The 23,745-nt window shown below is 36.0% G+C and carries 25 protein-coding genes and 2 pseudogenes; 26 read left to right on the top strand and 1 reads right to left on the bottom strand.

Translation table 11 applies throughout. The features are described from left to right. Nucleotides 1-297 precede the first annotated feature (297 nt). From KI343_RS11145 to KI343_RS11055, 20 genes are all read left to right on the top strand, one after another. Nucleotides 298-594: a WXG100 family type VII secretion target gene (locus KI343_RS11145; protein ID WP_212926500.1), complete on the top strand. Its 297-nt coding sequence runs from the start codon at nt 298-300 to the stop codon at nt 592-594. A gap of 298 nt (nt 595-892) precedes the next feature. Next, on the top strand, nt 893-4,456 hold the full coding sequence (gene esaA / locus KI343_RS11140; protein ID WP_212926499.1) for a type VII secretion protein EsaA: 3,564 nt from the start codon (nt 893-895) through the stop codon (nt 4,454-4,456). Next, on the top strand, nt 4,431-4,928 hold the full coding sequence (gene essA / locus KI343_RS11135; RefSeq protein ID WP_212926498.1) for a type VII secretion protein EssA: 498 nt from the start codon (nt 4,431-4,433) through the stop codon (nt 4,926-4,928). The genes esaA and essA overlap by 26 nt, the downstream gene beginning before the upstream one ends. 12 nt (nt 4,929-4,940) lie before the next feature. Next, on the top strand, nt 4,941-5,192 hold the full coding sequence (locus tag KI343_RS11130; protein WP_212926497.1) for an EsaB/YukD family protein: 252 nt from the start codon (nt 4,941-4,943) through the stop codon (nt 5,190-5,192). Nucleotides 5,193-5,256: 64 nt separating this feature from the next. Next, complete coding sequence (gene essB / locus KI343_RS11125) at nt 5,257-6,486, top strand: type VII secretion protein EssB (protein WP_212926496.1); 1,230 nt, start codon at nt 5,257-5,259, stop codon at nt 6,484-6,486. Nucleotides 6,487-6,524: 38 nt separating this feature from the next. After that, nucleotides 6,525-10,979, top strand: coding sequence for a type VII secretion protein EssC (essC, locus tag KI343_RS11120; RefSeq protein WP_212926495.1), 4,455 nt, complete (start codon nt 6,525-6,527; stop codon nt 10,977-10,979). Nucleotides 10,980-10,991: 12 nt separating this feature from the next. Beyond that, nucleotides 10,992-11,414, top strand: a complete 423-nt coding sequence (locus KI343_RS11115) for a YwqH-like family protein (RefSeq protein WP_212926494.1) — start codon at nt 10,992-10,994, stop codon at nt 11,412-11,414. A gap of 5 nt (nt 11,415-11,419) precedes the next feature. Continuing rightward, nucleotides 11,420-11,710 (top strand): TIGR04197 family type VII secretion effector, encoded by a 291-nt coding sequence (locus tag KI343_RS11110; RefSeq protein WP_212926493.1) that lies wholly within the window; start codon nt 11,420-11,422, stop codon nt 11,708-11,710. 13 nt (nt 11,711-11,723) lie between these two features. Beyond that, nucleotides 11,724-13,412, top strand: coding sequence for a T7SS effector LXG polymorphic toxin (locus KI343_RS11105; protein WP_212926492.1), 1,689 nt, complete (start codon nt 11,724-11,726; stop codon nt 13,410-13,412). Between the two features lie 125 nt (nt 13,413-13,537). Beyond that, the gene (locus tag KI343_RS11100) at nt 13,538-13,846 is read left to right on the top strand and encodes a DUF4176 domain-containing protein (protein ID WP_212926491.1); all 309 of its coding nucleotides are present in this window, start codon (nt 13,538-13,540) and stop codon (nt 13,844-13,846) included. 36 nt (nt 13,847-13,882) lie between these two features. Next, nucleotides 13,883-14,449, top strand: coding sequence for a hypothetical protein (locus KI343_RS11095; protein WP_212926490.1), 567 nt, complete (start codon nt 13,883-13,885; stop codon nt 14,447-14,449). A 335-nt stretch (nt 14,450-14,784) separates the two neighbouring features. After that, nucleotides 14,785-15,294: an STM3941 family protein gene (locus KI343_RS11090; RefSeq protein ID WP_212926489.1), complete on the top strand. Its 510-nt coding sequence runs from the start codon at nt 14,785-14,787 to the stop codon at nt 15,292-15,294. Nucleotides 15,295-15,470: 176 nt separating this feature from the next. Further along, nucleotides 15,471-16,025 (top strand): hypothetical protein, encoded by a 555-nt coding sequence (locus KI343_RS11085; RefSeq protein ID WP_212926488.1) that lies wholly within the window; start codon nt 15,471-15,473, stop codon nt 16,023-16,025. Nucleotides 16,026-16,487: 462 nt separating this feature from the next. After that, the gene (locus KI343_RS11080) at nt 16,488-16,739 is read left to right on the top strand and encodes a hypothetical protein (RefSeq protein ID WP_212926487.1); all 252 of its coding nucleotides are present in this window, start codon (nt 16,488-16,490) and stop codon (nt 16,737-16,739) included. A gap of 206 nt (nt 16,740-16,945) precedes the next feature. Further along, entirely contained in the window at nt 16,946-17,140 is a 195-nt protein-coding gene (locus KI343_RS11075; protein WP_212926486.1) for a hypothetical protein, read from the top strand. A gap of 13 nt (nt 17,141-17,153) precedes the next feature. Then, complete coding sequence (locus KI343_RS11070) at nt 17,154-17,681, top strand: hypothetical protein (protein ID WP_212926485.1); 528 nt, start codon at nt 17,154-17,156, stop codon at nt 17,679-17,681. Between the two features lie 4 nt (nt 17,682-17,685). Then, nucleotides 17,686-17,829, top strand: coding sequence for a DUF4176 domain-containing protein (locus tag KI343_RS11065; RefSeq protein WP_212926484.1), 144 nt, complete (start codon nt 17,686-17,688; stop codon nt 17,827-17,829). Nucleotides 17,830-18,050: 221 nt separating this feature from the next. Further along, nucleotides 18,051-18,182 carry a hypothetical protein gene (locus KI343_RS20610; protein WP_374705431.1) on the top strand — a complete coding sequence of 44 codons (132 nt, stop codon included), beginning with the start codon at nt 18,051-18,053 and terminating at the stop codon, nt 18,180-18,182. 98 nt (nt 18,183-18,280) lie between these two features. After that, a complete protein-coding gene (locus KI343_RS11060) occupies nt 18,281-18,934 on the top strand; it encodes a DUF443 domain-containing protein (RefSeq protein WP_212926483.1) in 654 nt (217 codons plus the stop codon). A gap of 165 nt (nt 18,935-19,099) precedes the next feature. Next, a complete protein-coding gene (locus KI343_RS11055; protein ID WP_212926482.1) occupies nt 19,100-19,639 on the top strand; it encodes a hypothetical protein in 540 nt (179 codons plus the stop codon). Nucleotides 19,640-19,765: 126 nt separating this feature from the next. Here KI343_RS11055 and KI343_RS20705 read toward each other — a convergent pair. Further along, nucleotides 19,766-20,107 (bottom strand): annotated as a pseudogene (locus KI343_RS20705) (IS3 family transposase); the annotation flags it as partial. A gap of 205 nt (nt 20,108-20,312) precedes the next feature. Between KI343_RS20705 and KI343_RS11050 the strand changes: the two are divergent. The 6 genes and pseudogenes from KI343_RS11050 to KI343_RS11020 all read left to right on the top strand — a co-directional run bounded on the left by KI343_RS11050 (nt 20,313) and on the right by KI343_RS11020 (nt 23,652). Beyond that, complete coding sequence (locus KI343_RS11050) at nt 20,313-20,738, top strand: hypothetical protein (protein WP_212926481.1); 426 nt, start codon at nt 20,313-20,315, stop codon at nt 20,736-20,738. 459 nt (nt 20,739-21,197) lie between these two features. Continuing rightward, nucleotides 21,198-21,583: pseudogene (locus tag KI343_RS20605) on the top strand (DUF443 family protein). Further along, the gene (locus KI343_RS20600) at nt 21,558-21,782 is read left to right on the top strand and encodes a DUF443 family protein (RefSeq protein WP_212926479.1); all 225 of its coding nucleotides are present in this window, start codon (nt 21,558-21,560) and stop codon (nt 21,780-21,782) included. Before KI343_RS20605 ends, KI343_RS20600 begins: the two are co-directional and overlap by 26 nt. A 276-nt stretch (nt 21,783-22,058) precedes the next feature. Then, nucleotides 22,059-22,340 (top strand): hypothetical protein, encoded by a 282-nt coding sequence (locus KI343_RS11030; RefSeq protein ID WP_212926478.1) that lies wholly within the window; start codon nt 22,059-22,061, stop codon nt 22,338-22,340. Nucleotides 22,341-22,366: 26 nt separating this feature from the next. After that, a complete protein-coding gene (locus tag KI343_RS11025; RefSeq protein WP_212926477.1) occupies nt 22,367-22,975 on the top strand; it encodes a hypothetical protein in 609 nt (202 codons plus the stop codon). Then, nucleotides 22,963-23,652 (top strand): DUF443 family protein, encoded by a 690-nt coding sequence (locus KI343_RS11020; protein WP_306432568.1) that lies wholly within the window; start codon nt 22,963-22,965, stop codon nt 23,650-23,652. Before KI343_RS11025 ends, KI343_RS11020 begins: the two co-directional genes overlap by 13 nt. The last annotated feature ends 93 nt before the right edge of the window (nt 23,653-23,745 follow it).

The following is a 23,745-nucleotide window of genomic DNA, read 5'->3' as shown; positions in this document are numbered from 1 at the left end:
TATTTTTCCTATTGATTCTTATGTATAAAACTATCAAAAAGTAATCTTTGAAAATTGTCTTCTATTGCTAAAAACCAATATTTTTCCTAAATAATTACATTAATAGTATTCTATACTCACACTTCTTTTGGCTTAAATTAAAATCTCCTTCTAATAGCATGTTGACAAGAGAAAACGCTATTATTATACTGACAACTAACACCTTGGAAAATAAGCTTTGGTGTTTGCTCTATAATAATTTTATAGGAAGCTTTTCACTTGAATTACTACTTATATTGATAAAGGAGATGGTTAATGATGGCAGGACAAATACGTATGAGTCCGGAAGAATTGCAAGCAAAAGCAAAACGTTATGGACAAGGATCAGAACAAATTGACCAAGTTTTGACGAATTTATCTAACTTACAGGATGAGTTACGTGGGGAATGGGAAGGACGCGCTTTTGACCAATTTGAAGTTCAATTCAGACAATTAGAACCAAAGGTTAAAGAATTCTCTCAATTGTTGCTTGATATTCAAGATCAGCTAACTAAAACTGCTGAGGCTGTGGCACAACAAGATGAGGCCTTATCACGTAATTTTGGTCTTAGTTAATTAAGGAATTTGTAATATTTTCAATAATCACTATCTTGAGCCGCGCGACGATTGTTGTGTGGCTCATGTTTATTTCATAGATATATAGAGGTAAAAAACATGTCTAAGGATTTATCAGGGAGAATTATCGGTAAAACTCCCGCCGCAAAGCAGTGAATAATAAATCTATTTTGATAGTAGTTAACGGAGGCTAACTCCTAGAATCACTTGAGGGAGTGGAGTGAAAAATAATCTCCACAGAATGAAGCTTTATTTTATATAATTGATTTTTTAAAGAATGTGCAGGAGTTGAAAATAAGTGAAAAAGCTAAATAAGCGAATTCTTTTGTTCTTAATTTTGATGCTTTTTCTTGCTTCAGGGTTGTCCTATCTTGGTTTTAACCAAGTTTCCACGAAGAAAACGGAAAAAGGAAAAGAAGAGCAAGTAATGGCAATGAACATAGCACTTGTAAACGAGGACGATGGTGCAACTTTTAATGGTAATGAGTTATCCTTTGGAGAAACGTTTATTAAAAGTATGGACAAGGATGAGTCGCATGACTGGTACGTTGTTAGTCGCGGTGTTGCTGAAAGCGGACTTGAAAACAATACATACGATATGATGATTATTATTCCCAATGATTTTTCAGTAAAAGCGTTATCTATGGATTCGGAATCACCGGAACAAGTGTCATTAAATTATAAAATTAATGCATCAGGCAATCAAAGGATACAATCTGAAGCAGAAAAGACAGCTAGTGAAATATTGAATGACGTAAACCGGCGAATTATCGATGTTTATTTTGCAAGCATCATAAGTAACTTACAAAATGCACAAGACAACATTGGTTCCATTGTGGAAAGACAAGCAGCACATACCTCTACTTATAATAATTCTATCAATGACCCACTCAGTTCTTATACGGACCGTTTTAGTGCAGTACAGGATAATACAGAAGCATCAATAGAGAGTTTTAGTAGCTTAGAAGAAATATTAGACACGTTTGATGATAGTTTAAATAGCCATGCTGAAACAAATCGAAGTTATTTATCAGCTATGGAAGATTATATTGCATTAAAAGATACAAATAACCATTTATCAAGGGACTTTTTAGGTCAGCTAAACGACTTTAGCAGCCAATTAAGTAATGAAGATATATCACAGCAATTAGTAGAATTAGAGGCAGCAAACGAAGCAATTAATAATCAGCTTCAACAGGAAAAAGAGGATAGACAAACTGCTGGTACAGATGCAGTAATGATACAAAGCCAGTTAGAAAACACAAGTGAACAAATTACAAATTTGGATATGTATTTGCAAGAAAAATTGGATTTGGATATGAATTCCAGAGTGAAAAATAGGCTATCAGGCATTTTTGAAGCAGCTTTAGATGGCGAAGAGGGTAATTTGAGCATACTGTTTGATGCAGCAGACAATCAAGCGCAACAAAGCATACAAAATCAGATAAATAAGTTACCATATCTCAATATGAATGAAATTAGGAGTCTTGGTTTATCGGAGCAGACCGTTACCGAATTGGAAAATGTTAAGAAAGTAACGGATAAGTATAATAAAGAGTTTGGATATGAACCAAAATACGCTAATGATAAGAAAACTTTACCTCAGCTAGTACAAGAGATTAAAACAGATTTAGCTAACAATGGGGTGGTAGTGAAGGATACGGTTAACATTCCTGAAGAAATTGAAGAACCAGGTTCAATATTTAAATTAAAAATCCCTGAGGCGTTTAAAGAGAGTGGTTTAACGCTCACTTTAAATAATAAAGAAGTCGATTATGAATATAATGGTGGGAATATCATACTTCCACCTTTGGATGCAGGGGAATTAACCGTTCAATTTAACCTGAAATTGAGAGACGCCGGATCTGAAATCGATGTTTTTCAGCCTGTTGGATGGAGTTGGGAAGTAGATTTAGCAGATATTAAAGATATAGATGAATCGGAATCCGCAATGACAGCTTCCGTTTTGGAACCGGCTCAGCCAGTTGTGACTAGATTGAGTACCAAAAAGACAGAGGAAGATGGAGAGCAAAAGGAGTCTGATAGTGACGCTTCAGAAAATGACGAGCACGAGCACCAGCCAGAAACTCCTGATGGCAGCATAAATGAAAAAGAAGAAGATACAAACGACTCTAATATTCCCGATTCAGATAATGATGTTGAAAAAGAGGAACCTGAAGAAGGGAACGGAGAAAAAGAGGGCGAAGATCCCGATTCAGATGGAACAGAAGGCGAGGAGCCAGATGAATCGGAAGAAGATACTGAGGGTGATGAAGGAAACGAAGACGAAGATAGTGATGATGAAGGAAACGAAAATAACGAAGAAGAAGAAAATGATGAGGTAGAAGAACCTGAAACGATTCATATAACGAATCATAAAATCCAGCATCAAATCGAGTCATCACTAACAAGTGATTCCACGGAAAGTTTAATTAATGCAGCATCTGACACAGTGGGCGATTATCAAAGAATGATTGCATTGTATGAAAATTATTTTGGAATTGATATAGGAAGCAGCGGTCCGGTGGGAAACCAATCATTAAAGGAACTTGCTACGGACGACTCTCTATATACCTTATTTAATGAACCAAATGTCGCTGATGTATTAGAAAATTATATGGTTAATCTTGTGACAGATAGAATTACAGCAGAAGTCCGGGAACCGATAGAAAGACTGCAAGATCAGATTCAAACGTATAATCAGCTTGTAAATGAAGTGGATGAAAACGCAGACCAGTTAGCTGAAGACATTAATCGTACGACAGAAGAAGCAGAAGTTATGAATAATGATCTAGAGGAAACCTTAGACAAGTTAGCAGCTTGGCGTGAGGAGAGCATAGGCCTGATTGATGAACAAGAACATGTTCAATCAAACAGAGGTGAAGAGCAGTCAGTATTCATGACAATGGGCAATGATTTACAATCCATTTTCTCAGAGACAGAATCACTTGCTAGTCAGGCAGCCACTAACTTGAATGCAGCTGATAGTGTGTACCAGACATTTGATGCAATTGATGAACAAGCAAGAGATATTCAAGAAAGTGGTGTCACTCTCGTAGAACAGGCTGAAACTCTATCTGTTGATATGACGGAGACACTGTTGGAGGATCAAAATTTTGCTGATAACTTTGCTGGTGTTCTTGCAAACAGCCGGGTCGGAGATAGGCAGAATGAAGATTTATATGAATTTCTTTCCAACCCTGTCGAAACGAAAAATGATGGCGTGATCGGGTCAAGAGGATCATCAGGCGAGGATAATGATAACAAAGCCTTTCTACCGTATTATTTAGTATTAATTTGCTTTATTGTTGCTTTGTTCACAGCTTACGTTATCTCAACCAACAATCAAAAGCGCGCAGAAGGAGATCAATTTGCGCAAGATAAATCGATAGTTGGTAAAAATCTTCCATTAATGGGACTCACTGCTGGCATCGGTGTTGTTGAAGGACTAGTAATTGGCTTGACTTCAGGCTATCTTTTGCAAGTTAGTGGAGGCAGACTTTTCCTATGGATTGGTATGATTACACTTATTATGTTAGCCATGTTACTTGTAGCAACGTATTTGTTAAGGCAATTGAAAATGATTGGTATGTTTATTCTTCTGGCTGTATTGAGCTTATATTTGTTCTTAACAGATATGCTTGCTATCAGTATGAATCAAATTGAAACAGTAAGGATGTTCTCCCCATTACAGCATGTTGAAACGATGTTTGCCAATGTTGTGAATGGAACTGCTAATGGCGTAATATCCATTATTGTCCTTATTGGTATAACCCTGATTGGTGTTGCGGCAAACTTATTCGTCCTACACCAAAATGTAAGGGAGGAGACGGAAGATGAGGATGCTGCTGAAGCGAACTAGTCTTTTGGTATTCTGTCTAATTGGCTTGCTGATGTTCACGCCGCTTCTGGTAGTTGCTAAAGATGACGCTGAAGATAGTGGCAAAATGGAACTGAAAATAGATCGTATCGGTGAAGATGGAACACAAAACTATCAAAATACCGAAACAGAAAAGGAAAAAAGATTTCCTCATCTGTTTAGCGAAGAAACAGAATCAGCTATTGAATCGAAGCAAACAGAAGCAGAAAACATGATGAAGGAATTGGAAGAATCACTGTTTATGATGGATACAGGTGCTGCTGATAATTTAGTGCAGGATACAAAGAATGCGTTATTTAACGAAGACTATACCGCTCCACAGACGGCTGCTAGTGACGACCAGGAAGAAGAGAGTGATGATGGTTTAGGAACTGCCCTCTATATCGGTTTTGCCGGACTCGTTAGTGTTTTATGTGTCGGTATTTATACGATGTTTCAGAGATTTACAGGTTAGGAGAGATGGGAAATGACGCATAATACGCATGTTAATGTAACAGTAGATTTTACAAAATGGGGGGAGAATACGTATGATTTACGTATTCCCCTCCAAATATCAGTGAAGCAATTATTACTGAATCTCACGGAAACATTAAAAATTGAGCGAAGAGACAGAACCCTTTCTGCATTGAAAATAACAACAAAAGACATATTGTTGACAGATGATGACAGTCTGATAGATTATCCGGTTTCGAATGGTGATATATTAAAGGTTTTATAGACACGTTTACATAACAGATCGACATGTTTCTAAATTGTGAGAAATTACGAAGGAGTCAATGGATATGAAGGAAAAATTAATACAAATGGAAGAACTTTCCCTCCAGTTCACTATAGAAGAGAACAATTGGCAATTACAGTTACCGAAATCACAAACACGTGTAAAAGACATACGCCAATTGGGGCTGATTACTGAGGATAAGGATTTCTTTGTCCCGATGACAGTTGAAGAGGCAGAGGATATGTTTACCTTCATATTTGCTGTTGATCAGGATATGAAAAAATGGGAGGACCTGAAAAGACTTGGACGTAATGATAAATTGCGTTTGTTGTGCAATATTGCCCGTTTGAAAGAATATCTGCCTACAAGAACAACCTTTTTCCTTCATCCAGATAATCTTGTATTTGACGATAACTTAATGCCTGCTATTATTTACCGCGGGATGCGTGACCTTCTTCCACCATATGAAATGGGAGAAGAGAAATTTTTAAAGCAATATAAATGTTTGGTAATAGCCCTATTTTCCAAAACGTATACCTTTGATCAGCTATATCAGGGGTCCCTGCAAAATGCGGATGAAACTGAATTTCAACGCCAAGTGCGAGAGATGGATGACCTTTCCCATTTAATAAGCCTTCTTGAAGACAGCTACAAGAAAGAACAAAAGAAAACAGAAGCAACGATGCAACTTGTACCGGCAAAGCGATTCCGACTATTTAAGGGGCTTTCCATTGGTATGGTCATACTGTCTGTTCTATTGATTATTCCGCTCGCATATTTCGTATTTATAAAACTACCGTATCAAGATAAATTGCATACTTCCCATCATGAATATCTGGCATCTGATTACGGAGATGTTATTTCGACACTACAAGGAGAAGATCCGGAAAAACTCCCTTTTGTAAATAAATATATTTTGGCCGTTTCCTATATTCATGTTGAAACGTTATCTGACGAGGATAAAAAGGTTATTATGCGAAATGTTAGTTTGAATAGCGATGAGAATTATTTATTGTATTGGATTTATAATGGCCGGGGCAATTTTGAAGAATCTGTTGATATTGCGAAGTATATAAATGACCCGAGTCTGATTATGTATGGTTTAATCAAACAGATAGAACAGGCAAGTAATGACCCCGAATTAACTGGTACTGAGCGGGAAGAAAAGATTACTGAGCTGGAAAAAGAGTTAGAGGATTACAGAGAAGAGCATGATTTATTACCTGATGAAAAAGAAACAGATAATGTAACAGAAGATGCTGAGGCAGATGAATCAACAGATGATAAAGAATAAGAGATAAGAAGAGCAGTACTTGTTTGGAGGATAGAAAGATGGCAGAAAATAAACTGACGGTGAGCTACGAGAATGAATTACATACATGCCGTTTGCCATTGGGCGAAGAAAAGGAAATAACAATTGGAAAGGATTGGGCAGATACGATAACATTTTTGCCGTTGAAACAATGTCTTTCGATAGCTTGGAATGGTGAGGCATGTATCATTGCAGATGACGTGCTGTACGCAAATGAACAAAAAATGGTGCATATAGAAGGACGTCCGATGCATTTTTACCTATCGGATGTAAAAGGCGGAGATGCATATGACATAGCAGCAAAGCGTAGTATAACCTTCAGTTCTAACCAATATGATGATGTATGCGTGTCCGGTACATCCGTTGATTTTGTGCTGTTACGCGAGCGTATAGAACGATTATTTAAATTAGAAGTTCATCAAGGAGAAGTTTTCCATAATTACGTACGTATAAGCGGAGATGTAGTTATTGAACCTGGTGATCAACTTTTCTTTGATGGGGTTACGGTTATCATGGGAGAGGAAGATATGCATATTATAGCTCCCGGGGACGGAATTTCATCGAAGCTGGTCTCCTTGGTAGAAGCAGATCATCGTTATAATGCAGAGTATCCCGATTATCACCGTTCGCCAAGAATCATTTACAGAGAACCAACAGATAAACGCATTATTGCGAAACCGGCTAATAAACCGTCCAAGCCGAGTGAACAGCTGGCACGTACCATTGTGCCACCGCTTGTGATGATTGCTGCACTTGTAATTGTATCCATCATTCATCCAAGAGGAATCTTTATTATCGTCATGCTCGCAATGACAGTTACGACCATTATATTTGCAATCACATCATATATAAAAAGTGTGAAAAAGTATAAAGCGAATATGAAAGAGCGTGATAAGACATATAGGGAATATTTACAACGTAAGACAAAAGAACTGTATCATGTAAGTGAAGAACAGCGACATGCTCTAAATTACCATTATCCGAATGTAGCACAAATCCGCCAAATGGCGAAGAATGTAGATGCCAGGATATACGAAAAGACATTATTTCACCATGATTTTCTAAATTATCGTGTCGGTCTGGGAAAGGTTGATTTGAGTTTTGAAATCGACTTTAAGGACGAAGAGTTCGATAAAGAGAAGGATGAACTTATTGATGCAGCACGTGAACTCTATTCCCAATATAGAGAAATCGAACAAGTACCTGTTGTGACATCTCTTATGAATGGGCCAGTTGGCTACATTGGTCCGCGTCACCTCGTCCTGGAGCAGTTGCAATTATTCGTCATGCAGACAGCGTTATTCCACAGCTATCATGATTTACAATTCATTACGGTTTTTCCAGAAGAGGAAAAGAATGAATGGAACTGGATGCGCTGGTTACCACACGCAAGCATGCAGGGTGTAAATGTCCGTGGTTTTGTTTACCATGAACGATCCCGTGATCAAGTGCTCCATTCGCTGTATCAAATTTTAAAAGAGCGCAAACTCGTTTTGGATGAAAAAACAAATAAAAATGAAAAAACATATTTCACACCCCATTATGTCGTTTTGATTACTGACGAAAAAATTATTTTAGATCATACGATAATGGAATTTTTCAATGAGGATCCCAGCGAGCTTGGTGTTTCTCTAGTATTCGTCCAGGATGTGATGCAATCATTGCCGGAACATGTGACAACCGTCATTGATCTTCGGGATGTAAAAAGCGGGAATATTTTACTGGAAGAAGGGGAACTGGTAAATAAGCATTTTGCATTGGACCACTTTCCAAGCGGGTTTAATAAAGAAGATGTCTCCCGTGCACTAGCACCATTAAATCACTTACAAAGCTTGAAAAACTCCATCCCGGAAAGCGTGACATTTCTTGAAATGTATGGGGTAGAAAAAGTGGAGGAACTCGCTATCGCTAGGCGTTGGCAGGTGAATGAGACCTATAAGAGCTTAGCTGTTCCATTAGGCTTGCGAGGAAAAGACGACATTGTAAACTTGAATTTGCATGAAAAAGCACATGGGCCTCACGGTTTAATCGCAGGTACGACTGGCTCCGGTAAATCGGAAATCATACAGTCATACATTATCTCACTCGCGGTGAATTTCCACCCGTATGAAGTTGCCTTTTTACTTATTGACTATAAAGGTGGCGGAATGGCAAATTTATTTAAAAATATGCCGCATTTACTAGGAACCATTACGAATTTAGACCGTACACAATCTATGAGAGCCCTTGCTTCGATCAAAGCAGAATTAAAAAAACGCCAGCGCCTATTTGGAGAGCATGACGTGAACCACATTAACCAATATCAAAAACTCTATAACAAAGGTGAGGCAAGTGAAGCAATGCCACATCTCTTCCTGATTTCCGATGAATTCGCTGAGTTGAAAGCAGAACAACCTGATTTTATGAAAGAGCTTGTTTCTACTGCCCGAATCGGTCGTTCACTTGGTATTCACCTAATCCTGGCGACACAAAAACCAAGCGGTGTGGTAGATGACCAAATTTGGTCGAACTCGAAATTTAAACTGGCACTGAAGGTCCAAAACGCAAGCGACTCCAACGAAATTTTAAAAACACCGGATGCAGCGGAAATCACATTACCTGGACGCTCTTATTTACAGGTCGGTAATAATGAAATCTACGAACTGTTCCAAAGTGCGTGGAGCGGAGCAGACTATGTGCTCGATAAAAATGATCATGAGCTGGTAGACACCACGATTTACGCCATTAATGATTTGGGTCAGTATGATATTTTAACAGAAGACTTGAGCGGATTAGACAAAAAAGAAGAAATTGAAAAAGTACCAACAGAACTTGATGCGGTGATTGATTATATTCATGATTATGCGGAGGAGCAACAGATTGAGCCTTTGCCGAGACCATGGTTACCGCCACTTCCTGAGCGTATCTTTGCCGAAGATTTGCATCCGGTAAATTTTGAAGAAGCCTGGTCAGAGCCGAAGAAACCATTATGTACCACCATCGGTTTGCTGGATCAACCGGAATTACAGGCACAGGAGCCGCTTACACTTAACTTAACTAAAGATGGGCATATTGCGGTCTTCTCCAGCCCCGGTTACGGGAAATCAACGTTCTTACAGACAGTCATCATGGATTTGGTGAAGCAGCATCATCCGGAACACTTGCATGTTTATTTATTAGATTTTGGCACAAATGGACTGTTGCCATTGAAAGACATTCCGCATGTAGCAGATACTATGTTAATGGATGAAGTGGAGAAAATAGGTAAGTGGGTACGTCTTATATCTAATACAATTAAGGAACGTAAAAAGAAGTTAAGCTTACATGGCGTTGCCAATATGGAAATGTATGAAAAGGCGAGTGGAGAAACGGTGCCGAACATTTTTATCGCTATTGATAACTATGACCCCGTTCGTGAAGCGGACTTTGGAGAGGAATTCGATAAGTTAATTACACAAATCGCGCGTGAAGGGGCAAGTATCGGGTTGCATCTCGCTATCAGCGCTGGAAGACAAGGAGCAATGAAAATGCCGCTTGTTACCAACATAAAATTGCAAGTCGCTCTATACTTAATTGAAATATCAGAGATGCGATCGATTATTGGAAGAACAGATTTGGAAACAGAGGAGATTCCAGGTCGAGGGTTGATTAAACTGGAAGAGCCAACTCTGTTCCAGGTCATGCTCCCAGCAGAAGGAACAGAAGCGCTTGATATTATTGATGCTATTCAGGATACTGCGAAACAAATGGATGAACATTGGAAAGGGGAACGTCCAGAGTCTATTCCAATGATGCCTGAAGGAGCAATTGATTTTGAACAGTTTAAAAAGACGAAGAAAACCAGGGAACTTGTTGAGAATCAGCAGCTTCCGCTTGGGCTTGAATTTGAGGAAGTGACGCCGCTCGCGTTTGATCCGGCAAAATTTAGTTTTCTAACTGTCGTCAGTGACCGGAAAGACGGGCTTGATAAATTGACACACGCATTAGCTAAGAACATGACAATGTTAAATGATGCTTACTATACGATGTTAATCGATACGAATGACCAGCCGCTTGCAGACACAGGGAATCAATTAGATGCCTATTTTTCAAATGCAGAGGATATGCGTACAGTAAAAGAAAAGATTACAACAGAAATCCGCAACCGTATGCAAGGAGAAGCAGATCAAACAAAATGGCTAATTATGATCAAGGATTTGAAAGACTTTTCAACCCGAAGCAATTTGGATGATGATGAGCCATTGTTATTATGGGAAGAAGGACCATCTGTCGGTATTCATTTTATTGTGTGCGGTGATAACGGCTTTATCGGCAGCAGTATTGACTCGGCAGCCAAATATATCCGCAGACAGTCAACCATAGGTTTATTCGCAATGAAAATTGGTGATCAGGACATCTTAAACCAGCCGTTTATCCGAAAAGAAAAATATCCAAACGAATATGAATGTTATTACGCAATGGATTATGAGCATATGAAAATAAAAATTCCGAAATGAGGTGGAGTGTAGATGGGAGCAGAAAAATCACTTAGTAGTTTGAAAAAGCAGAAGGAACAAGTCGAGCTAGGAATGGAAAATTCAAGGGACATGATAGCAGATGCAGCAGACAAGGTTCAACGTTTACTAGATGCGTCAAACGCACTGGATACTAAGATTCAGAGTTTAAGAAGCGTCAAGGAAACCATTGATGGTTTTGAAGTGACAAAAGCAAAATGGGAGGGAGAGATAGAGAAACAGTTTGAAGCAAGGTATAATTCCTATGGGGGCTATGTAGGAATCTATGACACGGATACTAGTAATGCAAAACAACAAATTGATGAAGACCTTGAGACGGCAAGACAAGAAAAGGCTCTAGCGGTAGAGGGGTATAAGAATCTTCTAATCCTCATGGACAACATAGAATCTGATATCAAATTAGCGAAGGAGGATTGATGAGGATGGCTGAAGAAGTAAGTATCAACCTAACTGAATTTACCTCGAATATTAACAGTTTGCGGTCAGCTGTTTCCAGTATTAGCAGCAGTATGAAAATAAGCCGGGAATTAGAAAAAACAAACATTGAACCATTTACTAAGGATTTGGAAACAGCCATTGAAGCTATCAAATTGCTAGAAAGATATAAACAGATGTTGGACACCGACATTAATGCATTAGATAATGTCGGAAAAGAAATGGTGGAAAATGATGAACAACTTGCTAGAGTAAGCGGACCACAAATGATGACATAAAGGAGGGTAACAAATGGCGAATAAAGTGGATATATCGGAAGTAACCGATTTTCAAAGTGACCTGCAGGAAGCATCCACCGGTTTTCGATCTCAATTAGACAAGGTAAAAGAAAATATTGAAGCGATTAATGGCATGAGCTCCTTTTCTGGAAAAGCGGCAAAGGAAGCAAAGCAATATTTTAGCGAATTGCATGTCACGATATTAGAATCGTTCAAAGGATTGTTTGATGATCTGGAAGCAAATTTGCAGCAACATATCGAGGCATTCGCGTCCGAAGTAGATAGCAGCGATTCTGCCGTTATTAGGAGTACTTATCTGGAGGAAATAAAAGAAGATATTAATGAGGTATTCGAGGATCTAGAGAAACTAGATGAAGACATCTATGATACAATTCAGGAGGTATCTGATATTTCTTCCGCCACTTCTCCATCTTTTTCGGATGTAGCCGATTATAAAAAACAGACTATCAAGAAAATAAAGGAGTTGGAAGAAGATTTAGATTCCTTCACCAGTAAAGGCGATGAAACAGACGTAAAAGCAATCATGAACCAGATTGAGACAGTAATGAATAATGCGAAATCAAGTGAAGGAGAAGCACGGTTTGCGGATTTTAAAGGAGCGTCTCAAAGCAGTGAATTAGTGAAGTTGCAGGAATATAGTCAAGCCAAAAAAGAGGAACAGATGGAAAAGGCCAAGGATACCAGAGATAGCGTACTTCGGGACCAGGATAAACCCTCGTCAAAAGATGTTATAAATAAAGCTTATCAGGAATTTGAAGATGGGGATATATCGTATGATCAATATATTGCTATAGTCGAAGCGGTTAAAAATACTAGTGGAAATATGAGCGAAGAAAAGATAAAAGAGTATACGACAGAGAGTTTCATAGAATATTTGGAAGACCGTGGCATGCTGGAAGCTTATTTAGAGGAGCATGAAGTAGTTGCGAAAGATGTAGTAGAAAGTATGCCTTCGATGCTTACAAAATACGATAAAGGAAATATTCCTAATTTCCTTAAAAAATTAGTCTATAATGAGCTAAAGACAGCCGAAGCCTTGACGGAAGAAGAACAAAACAAATTATTTAATCAAATTATAGGTGATCTATTAAATAATTTTAAAAATACTACTATAAGCGATGGGATAGCCAACGGCCTGGAAGCTGGAGGAAAACAAGTAAAAAATCTAACTGAGTTAATTAGATACCATGCAGCGACGTGGGGGCCAAATACAGAAAATAGCTTTGTGATGTATTCAAAAAATGCTGCTGACAAGTCTTCGCAGATTATAAAAGGAGCAAACGCTGTTTCAAAGGTTGGGAAGTTTGGGGTCCCTATCATTGGGGGTATAATTGACTTTTCTTTAATGAAAGCACGAGGAGAAGATACCGGTGATGCTGCAATTAAATCGGGTGTACATGTAGGTATAGGATTTGGTGGCGCGGCTGTAGGTGCAACTATGGGTTCTCTAGTCCCTGGTGTAGGTACAGTTGTCGGCGGAGTAATTGGCTTTGTTGGAGGTGCTCTATTAACAGCCGGAGGTAATACATTGTTCGACACCATTTATGATAATCGCGAACAAATTTACGACACTATCTCAGACGTTGGAGAAAATATTATGGATGCAGCGGAACAAAGAGTTAAATCTGTAGGAAATGCTGTAAGTGGGTTTATAAATGGATTGGGAACGGTTTTTAGTTAATAGAAGAGTGTACGAAAAATTTATTTTGTGAAATGATTTATTGAAATAAAAACTTATTAAAAAAAGTGTTTTTGTGGATTGACTAAAATTTTATTAGGTTAACTATAAGGATTGGAGTTGTTAGTATGGAATTATTACCATTAGGTTCAGTAGTTAAATTGAAAAATGGAGAACAGAAAGTCATGATCACGGTTAGATTACCATTGTTTAATAACAATGGAACAATCGGATATTTCCATTATGGATCTTGTCTTTTTCCAAATGGTCAGATTGACCAAAAAACTTACTTTTTTAATAACCCTGATATTGAGGAAATATTTTTTGAAGGATATATCGATGAATCGGAAGAGGATTTTCAAAAGAAATATCGAGAGGAGATAAAGAACATTCAATATCCGCAATTAGAGTTAGTACAGCAAGAAGCAGAAAATTGATATATAATTCTATATTACTTGAAGGGATGTGCGAGAGTGTCAAGATCCTATGTAGCGATTTATCAAAACAAAGAATCAAATTACTTTTTATACTTTGATTTTAAAAAACATGAGTTTTTTTCAGTTGCAGAACGACAAAACCAATCAAAGATACTTTTAATAAGCTTTGTTTCGATTGTTTTCTATGCATTAATGAAAAATGTGTCATTTGGTATGGCCATAAATCCATTGAAAATATTACTTATTGTTAGTATTTTGGGAATAATGCTAGGTTATATAAGTATAAAATTAACAAACAGGGGAATCGAAAAAGGATTAGAACACAGAAAAGAAGTGGTACATCCAACGAATCAGGAGTTGCGTGAATATCTCTTCGAAGGAAAAAAACAATTCAATGTGCTAGTTTTTATCATACTATTTTTATTCCTTTGTGTTTTCTTAAGCGCGGTCTTTCTATATTTTATGCCACAAAGTGTATTAATGTTCCTTGTTAACATCGGGTTCTGGGCGATTAGTATTTTAGTTACCTGGTTAATAAGACCAATAAAGCGAAGTCAAGCCCATAAACAATTGGAGGAAAAACTGGAGAAACACTCAGGTTGAATATGATATACTCCCTTCATAGTAGACAGAGAAATAATAAAAATTCTCTCCTACTATGAAGGGAGTATTTGTTATGTCTAAAAGGACAACGAAGCACACATTGGATGAACTTATTTTTCTGAAACAATTAACTGAAAAGGAAACCTAATAGGGACTAGTTTGTTGCTTGAAATTTAGTTACAATACTTGGAAAGTAATATGGAAGTAAGTCTGATAATTTATAAAAATGTTTCATACAATTACATGTGATGAATTGTTCCAGAATTGAGCCGTTATATTGAATAAGAGGTATATTAATGACAAAAAAGTATTTCTAATTGTAAGGGGTTTTTAATTTGATAGAAAATAAAATAGAGTTTTATCATTCAAAAGGGAAGCTTTTTCTCGGAATCATTTTTTCATTATTACTTGTCGTTTTTGGCACCTTAATAATGTATATTGCATATATAGAAGAAGCTATACTAATTATCGCTTTGGCATTGTTTATTATTGTTTTGTCTAGTTTCTTTACCATTGCTAATATATTGAAAATTATCCGGGGTTATCCTTATATCACGATAACGGATGAATATCTCCAATTAGATTCATCTACGAAAAGTGAAGTAACCATTTATTTTACGGATATTGAATACATAAAGGTATCTGAAGTTTCCTTTCAAAGCATCTTCGAGATTGTTTTATATGACGAAGGTGATTATTTTGCTCAATTGTCCTTTCATAATAAAGCGAGATTATGTATGAATCGAGTAACTGGTTTTTCTCTATTCACGATTAACCCAAAAGCTACACGAAAACAAGATCGCTCTCGATTACTAGAGACGTTAGATCTGATTATGCAACAATAATTTAACAACGAAGCTTCAATCTTTGAAACTACACTGAAGAAGATCTGAAAAAAATGAAAATGATCGCAATAAGCAGAATTATATTTTTGATGGAGGAAACAAGCCAACTGATTAATGATTGAGTATAAAATAGTTATCATGGTAGACAATCAATATTTTAATGAGGAGAGACCTATATGAAGAGAGTCATCAGTTCAATGCTCGTTGTTTTTGCTTTGTCTTTACTTGTATCTTGTAGCAATAAGGATGAAGTGGCAGATGAGATTGTCCAATATTATAATGAAGAGTGGGTTCCTATTAATGCAATGGAGGAAGAAGAAATGCGTCATTTCTTCAATAGTATGTATGAATTGGAAAAAAATAAAAAAGATGAGATTATTTCCCTAATTAAGAATGAACCTTTACCGGTTGTAGAGGAGTCTCTAAAGCGACTTGAGTCTCTAGAACCAAAAAATAAGCAGATTGATAAATTAAATGAAATGCAGATTAACATTGAACATCATGAGCGAGATGGGTTAGAAGCTATTATTGATTATTATGAAGGAGATAAGTCGGAGGATGAGATAGAAAAATTGAGAGAAGAATTAAATGAAAAATACGATGAAATTATCGATTATAGGAACGACTTGATGGAAAAATATAATCTGGAGCAAGATAAAGTTGAGGAAAAAATAGGCGATTTTTATAAACTTAAGCGTGCAGAAGATAATACAGATACTTTAAAAAGATAGATTTGTAAAAATGTAAAATCTGTCTTATCTTTCTACGTTGTCTTAAAACCAGGTTAAAGTTGTTGGGAGAAAATAGATTGAAATACCAAGGTACATAAATTTTTTGAGGTTAAGAGTGGGTTTCATTTATTAATGATATAGTAGGGAGCATATTGCCTAAGCATGATGTTGGCATATATATCATTAACTCTTTCAATAATGACAGAATAGTAAGCTTTCTGTAATTTAAAGCGAAGGGTAGGCAGACAATTGACTTTAACACAAGGAGAAGTCTATGAAGAAAATTATTCGTTGTCTTTGCCTTATTTATACTTGTTTCTTGCAGCAAAAAGGATGAAGTGGTAGCCATGATTCTTCTTTATTACAATGAAGAGTGGGTGGCAGCTATTATTAAAATAAAGAAATGCATCTTTTTCGGATGTAGCCGATTATAAAAAACAGACGATCGAGAAAATACAGGAGTTGAAAGAAGACTTAGCTTCCTTCACAGTAAAGACAAGAACGGACCACGAAAAAGGCGTTCTAGATGGGCAAGCTATGAATCTCTTTTTTCAGGACTTATTCATGGTGGAAAAAAACTATGTTCCAAATCTAGTGAAAAGTAAGTTTAGCAATGAAATTTCGGTAATAGCTACTACAAGTCTTGTAAATTGGTGGAAGCAAAATACAACCTATTTTGTAGATAGAGGACTGACTGACATTATCATTTATTAATGGCGCAGACGTAGCATTACGGGAGGCCCCATCAAAATTAGCAAGTGTACTTGGGACTGGGGCAGAGTATTCTCCAAAGTTTATTGGTGCGGTGCTTGAGTTTTGTTCGCAAGTTCTTAGTGGAGAGGATGTAGGAGAGGCAGCCATTAAAACTGAAGGACATCTTCTTGGTTCTGCAATTGGGACTGGAGTAGTCGCATTAGCGGTTGCAACTGCTCTCTTCTCCATTTCACCTGCTATTTGTGAGCGGTGCTAGTTTTGCAGCTGTTGCCTTGGAATCGATGACATTTGATTGGGCTTATGAAAGTGGCCTGAAAGATGGTATAGAAAAGGTCGGTGATGCAGTTTCAGGTTTCTTCGGTAAATTAGGTTCCGTTTTAGTTAGTAAAATGTCAGATTAACAGGAGTGAAAAGGTGAGAAAAAAACTATTCCCCATCTACCGAGAAGTGGATCAAAAAGCAGAGGGATTTACATTATTATTAGATACCCAGTCTCAACATGTATATAAGGTAACTCATGAGAAGAAAAGTGATTATAAATTTTGGATTGCGTGGGCTTTAGTATTAGCACTTCTCAAGGGTATTGAATCCTTGCATTTATCGATGGGAAGTCCCTTAAATATACTGATTGTAATAGTGCTATTAATAATAAGCGCTGGTATGGGTGTATACAAATATAAAGAAACACATAAGGGAGGAAGAGAAGTATATTATACACAAGATATGTTAGAAGAATATATTGAAAAAGGAAAGAGTACTCTAAAAGGCGATGTTATAGTATCAATCATTGCGTTTTTGGTATTTAGCGCTTTTATGGCATTATTCTTGATTTATCAATGGTTGATATGGTTATTGTTTGCTTTATTTATATTCTATTTGTTTAGTTTACAATTATGCCACTTGTCGCCGGAACGAATTAGACTTTACAGAAGAAGGAGTTAAATTTATGGATATTCTACCATTAGGAAGTGTTGTAAAACTGAAGAATGGAGATGTAAAACTAATGATTATCAGCAGAGTTCCTTTATATGAGCAAGAAGGAAGAATAGGTTATTTTGATTACTCTGCATGCATTTATCCTACAGGTTAAGTAGAGGAACCGACGTATTTCTTCAATAAGGAGAATATAGAAACGGAAAATATTTAAGGGAAGAATCAGGATGGAACAATATTGAAGAAGCATATTAGTGATATGCTGTCTTTTGTATATCAGAAGTACATAAAACGAATGGCGGATATATTGAAATAATAAGGGGTATGAGATCCTTTTCAGGAAAAGCGGCCAAAGAAGCAAAATAGTATTTTAGCGAATTGCATCTGACGTTATTGGGATCGTTCAAAGCATTGTTTGACGACCTGGAAGCCATTCTGGAACAGCATCTCGAGGAGTTCCAATCTGAAGTAGATGTGAGCGATACTGCTATTATCAGAGTGATTTTTTAAATGGAAATATTGCCCGTTGGAAGCGTGTCGTATAATTAAAAGATGGAGATATAAAATTAAAGTACAAATTAGCAAGTTTAAAGAGGAGAGTTTATTTAATGAATTGTGAAGTACGACATTTAGCTAAAAATATGCGGTATCGAATTCTAATTATTGACGGCGAACAATACATCCTGGATATGGAGAGATCATTATGGAAGATTATATTTCCATTTCTCTTTTGGCTGGTACCTAGTCAAATATTTAAAATTGAAGACCAGTCCATTGTTGAACAATTGAAGACGACAAAAAAGGAAAAGGTGGGCAGTTCATCGGTAATATCTTTAGGGGGATTTGCCTATGCAATCGGCATCCTTTTAACACCATTAATGGATTATTTCGAAATTCCAAGTTCACCAGTGGTCAACATTGTACTTCTTATACTTGCGTTAGCATCCGTGGCTTTTTTGTATTTTTCTATCAGTCATAGACGAAAAAAGGCATTGAATAATGTTGTTGAACTTGAAGCACTTCCACGGAATAAGTTATGGATTCAACCAAGCTCAACGAAGCTAGTTATTAAGTTTTTTACGGCTTATATTTTTATTTTAGGATTTATACTATTTGGATTTTTGATGTATATTCAGACGGGGAATATCATGGTATTAATTATTGCATCAGGTTTTTTCTTCGTTTTATTTATTGCCAATCGTGTTACGGTTGATGAAGGTCATACTACTGTGAAATTTAAAGACGAAAAAAAGGCAGTTTAGCCCTCCAAATAAGAAAATGTCGAAAAAGAAAGGAATGTCAAGCTATAAGTTAACAATCAAATATATGGGGATGGTATGACCCGCTGTCAAATGCAGCAAAACAAATATGATAACAAGTTGTCTACAATGTAACAGCTGGCAAGCGTTAATAGAAAGGAGAAGATTATGAAGAAAATTATCAGTATAATACTGGTTATTTTTGCTTTATTTTTACTTGTTTCCTGTAGCAATAAAGATGAAGTGGCAGACGAGATTATTCAGTATTATAATGAAGAATGGATACCTATTAATGATATGAAGGAAAAAGAATTGCGTGACCTTCCCTTTCACTTGAATGAGTTAGAAGAACACCAGCAGTATGAAGAAGCCATTGCTCTAATTAAGGATGAAATGATCCCTGTTGCTGATGAAGTTATCAAGAGACTACAAGCAGTAGAACCAGAAAACGGAAAAGTCAAGAAATTGAATGATCTAGAGATAGAAGCGGAACAATTTGCGAAAGAAGGACTAAACGCTGTTATAATTTATTATGAAGGTGGAGATATTTCAGAAAGTGATGTTAATCAATATAATGAAGATATGCAAGAGAAATATCAGGATTTCTTTGACTATCGGGATAAACTAATGGATAAATATAATCTTGAACAGTTTGATGAAGAAGAAAAAGGTAGCAAGTTTTATAAGATAAAACGTGCGGAAGATTAATACACATACTTTTGGAAGGCAGATTTTCATAGATATGGAATCTGTCTTTATAATCCACTCAACCTTCAAACAAGTTTAAAGGATGACTGAAATACGGAAGTACATAAATATTTGACGTTAAAACAGGCTACCATATCTTCCTTTTGATTCAACAGAAACATGTTTTATTTCTCGAGTAAGCACTTTTTTCTTTTTCTTTTGTTCTCTTTTAGGGCCTTTACGCCAATAGTAATAACCGCTTTTTGTAACACATAATACTTGATACATCTTCACTACACGAAATTCGTGTCGTTATTTTCAGTGAAATCTAGATTACTTCAGTTTTTTGCGAAGATGCCCATAGTCTTTTTTAATGACATTTTCCTCTTCTAGGTAACGTAATCGCTTTTGAAGATTATGCATTTTCCTATCTTCTGACATTAGATTGCCACTACCAACGAAACCTGTCCCGGCTTCATCACGATATTTTTACCTAATTGTACATCGATTGGAGGTCCTATTGGGATATTTATTGGAGCAGGAATTGGTACTGTTGGTAGTTGGGCATTCGACAAGGTTTATGATAATAAAGAGGAAATATTTGAAGGAGCAAAAAATTTCATAGGCGATGCGGTATCAGGGATATCTGATGGGTTAGGTACGATTTTTGGGTGAAATATGTAGGGAGGAAATTATGGAATATAAATTAATACCACTATATAGAGAACAGGAACGTTACACGTTATTTTATGATCAAGAAAATAACCATTTTTATAAGTTTCAGCACAGAAATAAATCCTTTGCGGTATTTTTCCTAGTTATGTTAGCTATTATATATGGTTCAAAGTTTCTTGATAGTATTTATCAAGAATATCAGAGTACATTGCCAAACATTATTCTAATTATTATTGGATTAGGGATAACTTATTATGTCTCTAAAAAATTTTATCGCTCTTATTATCTTACAGAAACAAAACAAGAGATAATTTTAGATAAATATAATTTGAAAAAATATGCCATCAAAGGAATGAAGCAGTTTCGTATTGAATTTTACAGTTCTATTGCTTCATTGCCAATAGGAATTATCTTTTTCATAATTTTTTTGTCACAGGCGAGATAAGGCCTTTGGTTATTGGTTGTATATTTGTAGGAGCAGTCTTTATTATCATTTTTATGAAGCCTCTGGATCGAAAAAGAGTACTAAGAGGTTTTAGAGAAAAAATAATAGATTTAGAGTGAGAGAAAACTGTAATTGCTAAACTATAATAGACCATTTTTGCTAGATAAGAATGGACACTTTTTGCTAATTTTAGAGCGAACACTTTTTTGGAAATTAAGGAATGCCAAGTTACTTTACTTTGAGCTTCTGCAGGAAGGAATAAGAGATTCTATGAATAGGGAAGACCCGATAATATACCTGACTTAAAATTGCAAATGCATAAAGTATATGAAGAAGCTGGGTTGTCGGTTGAGAATAGCGAGTTATATAGTCATCTTACTTAGATTTTTAACTTTGCTATGATAATAATTTCCTTGGCTTACAAAATAGCTTAGATGCAATTAATCCAATGAATTGGGAATGGGGATAGTCATGCAATGTAAAGTACAACGAGTATATAAAAATACAAGATTCCGAGTTTTAAAGGTTGGAGGAGAAGCGTATATCTTGGATTTAAGTCAATCAATATGGGGATTATTCTTTCCGTTTTTAACATGGATTACTCCTAATACAGTTTATAAAGTAGATGAAGAGGAAGCTAACAAATTAGTGCAGGCCAAAAAAAGGCGCAAACAAAAGGTGGAATAGGTATAATTGCAGCAGCTGGCATAGGGATTGTTTTTGCAAATATGATTCGTGCTTTCAATGATTATTTTGATATTCCAAGTACCATATTTGTGAATAGTATTATTGCAGGAATAGCGATGGCATTAGCTATTTTTGTGCGATTTTATTTCAGCTATTAGAAATAAAAAGAAGTTTTATAACTTCCTTTCCAATATAACGAAGACAAAGCGACTTTGGATCAGACCGCAATCATTTAAAAATATTTTGACTACATTTGGTTGTTATTTTATTCTTTTAATGTTTTTTCTTGCAGCATTTATAATGTTTATTATGTATGGTAATGTACTTTCGCTAGTGTGGGCAGTAGTTTTTTCTTAGCTTTATCTATTACTAATTCTACAACAGCAATGGTAGGAAAGACCGCAGTAAAGTTTAAAGAATAAAATATAATGATTAGAATTATTAGATAAATATTATTAAATGATTATTTAACAGCATCTTGAATCTGCACTGAATAATGCAGGGGCTGTGGAAGGGCAAGCGCGTTTTACAGACTTTCAAGGTGCAGGGGGGAGCAATTGGCTGCACTAAATCCGTTTAATAGTGATATAGGTAAGTCGAGGGAAAAATGGTGACAATATTGAACATGTAACTTTGAGTGAGATTGAACAATCGAAGGATCAGATAATACAAGACTTGAATGAGACGGAACAAAAAATCTTAAATGGGGCTTTTGATTCTCTAATCAATGGTGACATTGACCGTACGGAATATTTTGAAGTTGTTTCCCTAGCTCGAAAAGCTAAGGAAGAAAATAGTGAAGTAGAAATATCTGATAATATTTTTCAATATTTATATGATAATAAAGAAAAATTTGGTATTGATGTATCAGTTAATGGTACAGCAACTGCTGGAAAAGTTTTGGTTATGAGCTAGAAGGACTTGGAAAAACATTCAGAGAAATGTCCAAACTAATGGAAGGTACAGGACAAGCCTTAAGTTCTTATAGATCAGGTTTTAAAATTTTTGATACAATATTTAAACCATTTAATATGGCAGGGCATGTTATTCAGTTTACCGGGAAAGTTGGAACAGTAGCATCAAATTTCATAACTAAAACAGGAAAAGCAGTAGGTTGGGCTAGTAAAGCTTTAGGTGGTACATTTTTAGCTGTCAGTTCGGTTGCTGGATTTTTTGAAGATAAGAAAAATGGTAAAACTGTAGGAGAAGCTGTAGCACATAATGGAGCGAGCTTGATAACAGGACTAGGAAGTAGTGCGCTGTTTGGCGCTGCAGGAAAAGCAGCAGCAGGGGCATTAGCATTATCTAATCCAGTGGGATGGGGTGCACTTGCAGGTTTTGCAGTAGGTACAGCGGCTACTTGGACGTTTAATTATATGTATGATAACAATAAATTTGGATTCCAAAGTGGACTAGATAAAGCTGGTAAAGTTTTGAGCAATATCGGGGAGAGTGCATGGAACTTTGGTAAAGATACTTTTAAAAAAGCAGGTCAAGGAGTTATGACTACATTAAATAACACACTTAACCCGATGAAATGGGGATGGTGAAATTAATGAGATGCAAAGTACAGTATATATATAAAAATCCAAGATATAGACTCCTAATAATTGATGGGGATACTTATATCATGGATATAAGCCCATCAATTTGGAAGATATTTATTCCATTTTTAATATGGTTGTTACCGAACACTATTTATAAAATAGATGAAAGAGATATCGAAGAGAAAATAAATACATTTTCGAAACAGTCAACGGAGGGGATGCAACAATCAAAGGAAAAAAATAATAGAGGTACATTGATAATAGGATTGGCAAGTGTATCTACAGGAAGTTTATTGGCTTCTTTGTCCTACTATTTTGAATCAGGACTTTCATCATTGACTAGTTTCTGTCTGAGTCTAAGTGTAATTATATTATTAATTAGTCTCCGTCTCTATTTAAGTAGCCAAAATAAGAAAAAGTTTTATAAGAATATAACCTTAGATAAAGCATCAACAAAATCAATTTGGATAAGGCCAAATACAATTAAGTCGGGTTTTGTTTGTCTGGGAGCTTATTTATTTTCATTGATTGGCGGTATAGTTAGTTCCCTAGTATTTATAGAATCAGGGAATCTATCAATGTTAATTTGTTCAACAGTGTTTTTTGTTTTTTTGGTAATGATTAATATAATTGCAGTGCTAGAAGGAACTACGAAAGTTAAATTTAAAGAAAAAATATAGAGTGTATATTCAAATCCACACAACTAAAAGTATTAAAGAAGATGTAAATATGTTACCAATTGGATATCATGTCTATTTAAATATAATATAATG

It is taken from the genome of Oceanobacillus sp. J11TS1 (genome assembly GCF_018333215.1).
Lineage (GTDB): Bacteria > Bacillota > Bacilli > Bacillales > Amphibacillaceae > Oceanobacillus.
The sequence above is the reverse complement of the archived record's forward strand: the minus strand, read 5'-3'. Positions and strand labels throughout refer to the sequence as shown.